The organism is Leptolyngbya sp. FACHB-541, assembly GCF_014695875.1.
Taxonomy (GTDB): domain Bacteria; phylum Cyanobacteriota; class Cyanobacteriia; order Elainellales; family Elainellaceae; genus JAAUTN01.
On the sequence record NZ_JACJPC010000074.1, the window covers coordinates 1 to 7,628 of the forward strand.

General features: G+C 50.1%; 5 protein-coding genes and 1 pseudogene. 1 reads left to right on the top strand and 5 read right to left on the bottom strand.

All coding sequences use genetic code 11. From position 1 onward, the window contains the following. From H6G00_RS16860 to H6G00_RS16885, 5 genes are all read right to left on the bottom strand, one after another. Positions 1–468, bottom strand: a 468-nt coding sequence (locus H6G00_RS16860) for an ATP-dependent metallopeptidase FtsH/Yme1/Tma family protein (RefSeq protein ID WP_190797647.1), incomplete at its 3' end; no start/stop codon positions are given. A gap of 202 nt (positions 469–670) precedes the next feature. Next, a complete protein-coding gene (locus H6G00_RS34780; protein ID WP_199318543.1) occupies positions 671–3,490 on the bottom strand; it encodes a HAMP domain-containing sensor histidine kinase in 2,820 nt (939 codons plus the stop codon). Between the two features lie 264 nt (positions 3,491–3,754). Beyond that, entirely contained in the window at positions 3,755–4,270 is a 516-nt protein-coding gene (locus tag H6G00_RS16875; protein ID WP_199318544.1) for a hypothetical protein, read from the bottom strand. A 274-nt stretch (positions 4,271–4,544) separates the two neighbouring features. Beyond that, positions 4,545–5,993 (bottom strand): glutamate--tRNA ligase, encoded by a 1,449-nt coding sequence (gltX, locus tag H6G00_RS16880; RefSeq protein ID WP_190797650.1) that lies wholly within the window; start codon positions 5,991–5,993, stop codon positions 4,545–4,547. Positions 5,994–6,256: 263 nt separating this feature from the next. Continuing rightward, positions 6,257–6,823 (bottom strand): NADPH-dependent FMN reductase, encoded by a 567-nt coding sequence (locus tag H6G00_RS16885; RefSeq protein ID WP_190643918.1) that lies wholly within the window; start codon positions 6,821–6,823, stop codon positions 6,257–6,259. Positions 6,824–7,100: 277 nt separating this feature from the next. On the opposite strand from H6G00_RS16885, the pseudogene H6G00_RS16890 reads away from it, so the two are divergent. Beyond that, positions 7,101–7,628 (top strand): annotated as a pseudogene (locus H6G00_RS16890) (hypothetical protein); the annotation flags it as partial.

The window sequence follows — 7,628 nt, forward strand, 5'->3', positions numbered from 1 at the left end:
ACCAAAGTTCATTGCCTGACCCGGGCCTCCCGGAACGTTGCTAGAACGGCGGAATAAGAAGAATAGACCGCCAATCAGCAACACTGGGAAGATCAGATTGCCCAGCAAGCCCCAAATTGCGCCATCGTTGCGGGGTGGATGAGAGTCAAAGCTGATGCCTTCACTTCTCAAACGAGCTACGAGGTCAGGCGCATTTCCAGGAAGATCAACGCGTAGCCGCTGTACCCGGTTATCGAGTTCGGGGTCAACTGCTTCCACGATCGCTGTCCGGCCACCTTCATACAGGTCAACACTGGTAACGCGATCGGCTGCCAAATACTCCAGGAAACGACCATAGGTCATGCGGGTGCTGGCGGTGTTTCGACTCATATCCGCTGCAACAGGGGAGAAAGCACCTTGCCAAAAGAAAAATCCAATGACGAGGGCGGGTAGCGTCCAGAGAAGAATGACTCTCCAGGAAAGTTTCATAACTTGATTAGCCTCTATATACAAATAAAGTAGTCAAATCCGTTGCAGACAGAGGATTGCTGCCTGGATAGAGTTTTTGAACAAATACGATATCGCTAACCTCAGTCTAATCGCTAACTCAGCTTGCGATGGAATGCAGCTTTGAAAGCCAGCAGTTAAACATATCGAATATTTCTGAGAGCGAATCTTAACTAAATTTAACCTAATTAGAGGAATTAGAGCAACCAATGGAATTCGCCCGTTTGGAGATTGGTAGAGTAAACCAAAAGGCGCTGCCCTGTCCAAGACTGCTATTGACCCCAATTTTGCCCCCGTGAGCGGTGATGATTTGCCGACAAACGTACAGTCCTAACCCTAGACCGGGGACATAGCGTGATCGCCCTCTCTGGGGATACAGTTCAAACACAAAGGGACACTGCTCAGATTGAATTCCTAGCCCACTATCTTGAATCGTGCAGCGCAGCATTCCGGCTTCTACATCAGCCTTGAGAACTAGCTCAATCCCAGGAGGATTGTGTTTAACCGCGTTGGTAATCAGATTGGTGAATAAGCGCCAAAGCTGGTCGGAGTCAGCGCTGACGGGCGGTAAATCAGGCGAAATTAAGTTTTTGAGTGTCACCTGATTTTTGTTAAGCAGTGGCTCTAAATTCACCAGGACGGACTGCACGAAGGGTTCTAGGTAAAGCGGCCGACAGTGCAAGACGAGGCAGCGCATTTCGGTGTCGTGCGCTTCAACCAGAGAACTCAGCAAGTTAAGCTGGCGATCGCTCCCCTGCCACATTCGCTCCAAAATTAAGCGGTTGACCGGTATCTCTTCCCCTGCTTGGTTGAGTAAGTTCTTCAATAGCATCGAAGCACCCATTACGGGAGTTCGCAGGTCATGGGTGATGGTATGTAAAAACGCCTGTAGCTGTCTGCGCGATTCAAACTCGTTGCGCTGCAGTCGCTCGTATAGAAAAACTGCTAGATCGCAGATAAAGCAGAACCAGAACAGGTAAAGAAATATGCTGGCATGGTAGATCGGTTCCCCACCTACGGTAGTTGATCCTAGCGCCAGGTTTACGCCGATGTAATATCCCAGTGCTCCAACCTGGGAAACAACATGCAACCACCAGCGCACGGGGATTAGAGCCGCTTGCACCAGCAAAATCACACAGAGGCTCAAAATGTCTATGTAAACTGAGCCGTAGAGTGTCCCAATGATTTGCGGAACTAACGTCACCGACCAGGAAAATCCTAGAAAAATCAGATTGGGGTATTGCTGTCCAAACTTAGTGGAGTGGAGTGCCAGCAAGAGACACAGGCTCAGCCCCATGAACACAAAAACTGGAAAAATCAGCGCTCGATGGGCGGCAGGAAACTCAGCAAATTCAGAGGGCAGGAAGACCGCCATGTGCCCATAGCCAGCAGCAACCGTCAGGATATAAGTCAGCGTTAGCCAAAGGCTCAGTCGCAGGCGACCAAGGAGCAAATTTTCTTGCCAGGACTCATAATTCGCAGACTCAGAGGAGGGCTGGATATTGCCCAATAGAGCCGTTAGCGATCGCCCAACTCTTTGTTGCGCGTCCTGACCCATCGACTTAACTCGCTGAACCAGGGTGAGGGGTGATCGCATTGACCTGGCATCATCCAATTCAGGGTCAGCGATTGCGGCTGATTTGACTAGAGGCAAGGTGAACCAGACGGTTGTGCCTTGCTGAGGAGAGCTGTTAATTCCAATGTGTCCGCCGTGTGCTTCGATAATTTGACGGCAGAGCGGTAGCCCTAAGCCCAATGAGTCAGAGCGCCTTCTAAGCTGCAAGTCAGCAAACAGGCGATCGCCCCGCTGAGGCATTCCGATGCCGTTATCATGAACCCAACAGTAAACTGTGTCTGACCCCGCCAAACTGTTCTTTGGCTTAGCATTGAGCGTCAGGGTTACTCCAGGTGGGTTATGTTCGATCGCATTGGCAATTAAGTTGTTGAAGACTCGCCAAAGCTGAGTTGCATCTGCGCTGACAGGTGGTAAATCCTGAGGCAGCCGATTCATAATAGTGACCTGTCTTCGGGCTAACAGCGGCTCAAAATCTGCTAGCACAGCTTCTACCAGGTCACTGAGTTGTAAAGGCTCTTTCTTGCAAATGCAGGGTTTGCGGTGGGTATGAGCTTCCAATAGGGAATTGATCAGCTTAAGCTGGCGATCGCTCCCCTCCAGCATTCTTTCTAAAGTTTGACGGCTGACCGCAACCTGCTCACCCAACTGATCGAGCAGCGATCGCAACAGCAACAACATTCCGGTTACTGGATTTCGCAGGTCATGCGACACCGCATGCAGAAAAAAACGTAACTCTCGTTGAGCATGGAATTCGGCTTTCTGAAGTTGCTCGTATAAATAAACTGCCAGATTGCAGATTAGGCAAAACCAAAACACATACACCCACACCACCAAGCAGGCGTAAACAGGTTTGCCATCAATGGTGATTCCCAGTGCGGAATTGACTCCAAAAAAATAAATCAGCACCCCTAGCTGGGCAACCAAATGCAAAAACCAGCGCACCGGAATCAACGTCGCCTGGATTAGAAATGCCAAGTTCCAGGCGATCAGATCTGGGTTAGCAACGCCGTTGAGCGTGGCCACAATCTGCCCAACCAGTGTGATTGACCAGGACAGGCACAGAAACAAAACACCTGGATGGCGACGCCCTGCTTGAGTGTTGGAAAAGACAACGCAGGACAACAGTGACAGCAGCATTGCCCCTTCCAGCGTCAGCACCAAGCGGTAAGGGACGAGATGACTTGCTTTAAATGCTTCTGGGTTGACTACAAAACTATAAAAATCTAGAGCAATGAACGTTAACAGACAAGGAACTGCTAGCCATAGCCCCAGGCGCAGCCGACTCAACATAAAGCGGTTTCGCCATGCTTCGTAGCCTGTCAATTCAGAGGCAGGTCTAGGTTGCTTGACCCGAGGCAACCCCTCCTGAACGAGCAAGGCGATCGCCGCTCTACCCGTCGATACCCAACTTCTCAACTGGGATGCCATAGGAGGCAATTCCTCGTAACATAAAACTGCTTACTTGAATAGAAAACATGAATCAAAGCAGGCGATCCGCACCCAAGTCGGTGCTTACACAAGAGCTACTTCCAACATCTAATGCTACTGGGCAACAGAAAACAATCACCTCCCCCTGCTGATTCACCCGTTAGGGGGATAAACAGGGGTATTTTGTCCCCGACTGTCCCCAGCCGCAATTCTTATCTACCGACTGTCGGTTTTACTAGCTGTCGGTTGTGTTGACTGTTGATTTTACTGACTGTCGCTGATGCGAATGACATAAGGGTGATAGCTGTCGCGATTGTAGGAGCCAACCCACACCTCATAGTCGCCTGAAAGCCACTGTCCAGCAATTCCAGGGTTATTGCTCTGGTAATCATCATTGCACCAGCTTCCGCCTGGTCCGCGCACAACCAGAGTAGTATCTTCAGGGCTTTCAATCTGGATGCTGAGATAGCTGAAAAACTCAGTCAGTTGAATCGTATGATCGGGCTGCTCATCCACAAAACCAGCGCAAGGACCAGTCGCAGTTTCAGTTCTACCTGCAACGTTGCGGGCCGTTAACGGCCCGCCGCTAATTCCGCGAATCGTAGTGGGATCGGGAGAAAAGTCAGGGCTTAGGGTGACGTTTTCAAAAATCGAGATAACGGGAGCCTGAATCTGCTGAGCGTAAACAGGAACATCCACTGATAGCCCAGTGACCAAAATGCCAGTTGTTAAAACTGTAGTGGATAGCCTGGATCTTGGGTTCAGCCCATAGATTTTCATTCTAGTGATGATAAAAAGTTAGGGATTAAGTGTTGTATGACGGCACTATTGGTCAAATATCAGTCTGATTTGACAAATCTTTGAGCCTCGGAACTGTCATAGACCTCTCTGGACGTTAACTAGGTTAGGCAAGTTCCAAATAGAACTGCTTGGCCAACTTTTACCACAGAACTTTTACGGAGTGAAAGTAGGGGGCAAACGTTCGTTTGCCCCCTTACCGCAGTCAGTCGCTACTGCCAAACACTTTTCTAGGCAGTTCTAAACAGTCAAATTTCTAGACGGTCAAAGCCAAAGCGCTCTTTAGCCGAAGCTGGTCCAGATTGTGTTGATGTAGCAGTAGCCAGGATTGAATCAGATCGGGACCCTGCATGTCGGTCGTCAAGGCGGCCCGGAGCGATCGCATCACCAGTCCTTTCTTCAAATTTTCTGTCTTGACCACCTGTTTGATGATCTCCTGAGCAGAGGCTTCTCCTAGGTCAATAGACTCCGACAAAGCGGTCAAAACAGCCTGCAGTGCGGTTGCAGTACCTTCTTGCCGCAGTTGTGTAACGGCCGCCTCAGAAAACTGCATGTCCGGCTCAAATAGATAGCGGGTCATGGGCACCGCTTCATCCAGGCGGGCTAGACTTGCCCCAATGAGCGCAGAAACTTGCTCCAGCCAGGGGCGATCGCCTTCTGCATCAAGCTTATAGCCTGCTTCTTGCCAGTAAGGAATTAGCAAATCGGTCAGCCTGTCTGCAGGCATCTCGTGCAAATACTGACTGTTGAGCCAGTTCAGCTTATCCCAATCAAACTTTGCACCTGCTTTGTTGACCCGCTCAAAGCCAAACTGCTTTGCTGCTTCCGTTAAGGTGAAACGCTCCTGGGTAGCATCAGGTGGCGACCAGCCTAGCAGCGTCATGTAGTTTGCCAAGGCTTCCGGCAGGTAGCCCATTTTCTGGAAATCAGAAATCGAGGTTACGCCATCCCGCTTAGACAGCTTTTTGCCCGCCGGACTGAGAATCAGCGGCGTGTGGGCAAACTCTGGCATTGCAGCATCTAGTGCTTCGTATAGCAAAATTTGCTTGGCGGTGTTTGCGACGTGGTCTTCACCCCGAATGATGTGGGTGATTTTCATATCGATGTCGTCTACCACGACAACAAAGTTATAGAGCGGCTGACCAATTTCACCGACAGGCGCACGCCGCGCAATCACCATATCGCCACCTAGGTCGTTGCCGCGCCAGGTGACTTTGCCACGCACCAAATCTGTCCAGCTAATTTCCCGACTGTCTTCAATTTTGAAACGGATCACAGGCAACCGTCCCTCTGCCTGAAATGCTGCCTGTTGCTCAGGAGTCAGGTTGCGATGGCGATTGTCATATCGAGGTGCTTCATTTCTGGCTTCCTGCTCTGCCCGCATAGACTCTAGCTCTGCCTCGCTGCAGTAGCAGTGATACGCTAAGCCTTTATCTAACAAGGTTTTAATCGCTTGACGATATAGGTCTAGCCGCTCAGTTTGAAAGAATGGTCCCTCATCCCAGGTCAAGCCTAACCAGGTTAAGCCATCCAGAATATTTTGCGTGTATTCAGGGCGCGATCGCTCCAGGTCAGTGTCCTCAACTCGCAAAATAAACTGACCGCCATGATGCCGCGCAAACAGCCAATTAAACACAGCCGTTCTTGCAGTACCAATGTGCAGATTTCCCGTTGGGCTAGGAGCAAGGCGAACGCGAATCACGATTAAACTCTCTCAGTTGAAACAACCCGATTAAGCGATCAAATTAAATTGCAACTTACAGCAACCCGTAATTGATGACTTACATCCACCCACCAATTTACATCAGGCTAAGTTACACCGAATTTAAACGAAGTCTGTGAACGTCCTCAAGTCTTAGGAGAAGCTTGGCATTGTGAAGGGGCTTGTGGAGGGGCTTGACATTGCCAAGCCCGTACCAAAATCTGCCGCATCTTCAATTAAATCGGTATCACGTTAGCAGCAATGCCTCAAGCAACGGACATTTCTCGTTGAGGTACGCCCCTCAGCTTCTGAGTATTCTCAACCAGGCTTTGAGCAAAAGCATCCAATCGCTTGGAAAGGTTCTCATCTTGCAGGTTGCCCTCCTCATCAAAGGCTTTCCAGGCTTGCCCAATGGCGACCTGTTCAGGAATTGTCCAGGCATGAACCCATCGGGTAATGGTTCGCATGTCGTTGAGGGCGTTGCTGTTAGACTGTCCACCCAAAACGCTCATTAATCCCGTAACCTTTCCAGAGAAATGCTCAAAGCCCATCAGATCCAGCGCATTTTTTAGCACACCGCTGAGGCTACCGTGATATTCAGGCGTGACTAGGATAATCCCATCTGCCTCCAGCACCGCTTTACGGAGCCGCTCAACATCGGGGTAATCCGGGTACTCGCCGCCCCCGTCACAGAAGGGCAGGTTTAGCTGCCGCAAATCTAAAACTTCAACCTCAGCACCCAGAGCCCTAACGCGCTCTGCTGCTACTTTCAAGGCTTGTTGACTATAGGAGTCGGATCTCAAACTTCCAGCGATACCAACGATCTTAACCATGAGTTAGATCCCTCTTAAATTCGCAATTTTTAATTAATTTTAAGTATAGCTTAAATCGTATTCATTACGAGTACGCTTTAGGGCTAGGACTGATGTACATACGGGTGGGTAGAGTTGGGCTGTGAGGTTAGACTAGGGGTAGAAGCATCTACTCAACCCTGTTAGGCATATTTGAACTGAGGAGATCTCGTTCAACTTAGGCAGTTGTAGTCAGAAGTCAGGCTAAGGTAGCCGGGAAAGGCAGTTTAGTATGAGTCATTCTAGGAATAAGGTGTCAATGCAGCGATCTTTCGATGGGAGCAATCGAGCCTCTGCTGAAGGTTCTAAAGGAAACCCTGTACGAATTCAGAAGAATGGGGGGCGATCGCCTGCCAAAGGTGCCGCAGTAACGGGCGCTATGACTGCCGTTTGGATGATGCTACAGGTCGTGTTGCCCAGTACTCCAGCGTTGGCACAGACGAGACAAGAATCCCTCAGCTATAGTGATTTGCTTGAGCGCATCGAAAACAGACAGGTCAAGCGGTTAGAGATTGATTCTGCCAGGGGAGTTGCCCGAGTTGAGCTAGAAGGCGAATCTGCTGATGCCGTACCCCAAGAAGTGGCTCTGTTTGCGGGCGATCGCAACACCGAACTGATCGAGGCTGCTCGAGATCAGGGTGTCGCAATTGATGTCCAGCCCACGGCCGGTAGCAACATTGTTACGTCGCTGATGATCCATGCCTTGCTGGCGTTCTTGCTGATTATGGGTTTGCTAATGATCCTGCGGCGCTCTAGCAACGCTTCCGGTCAGGCGATGAACTTTGGC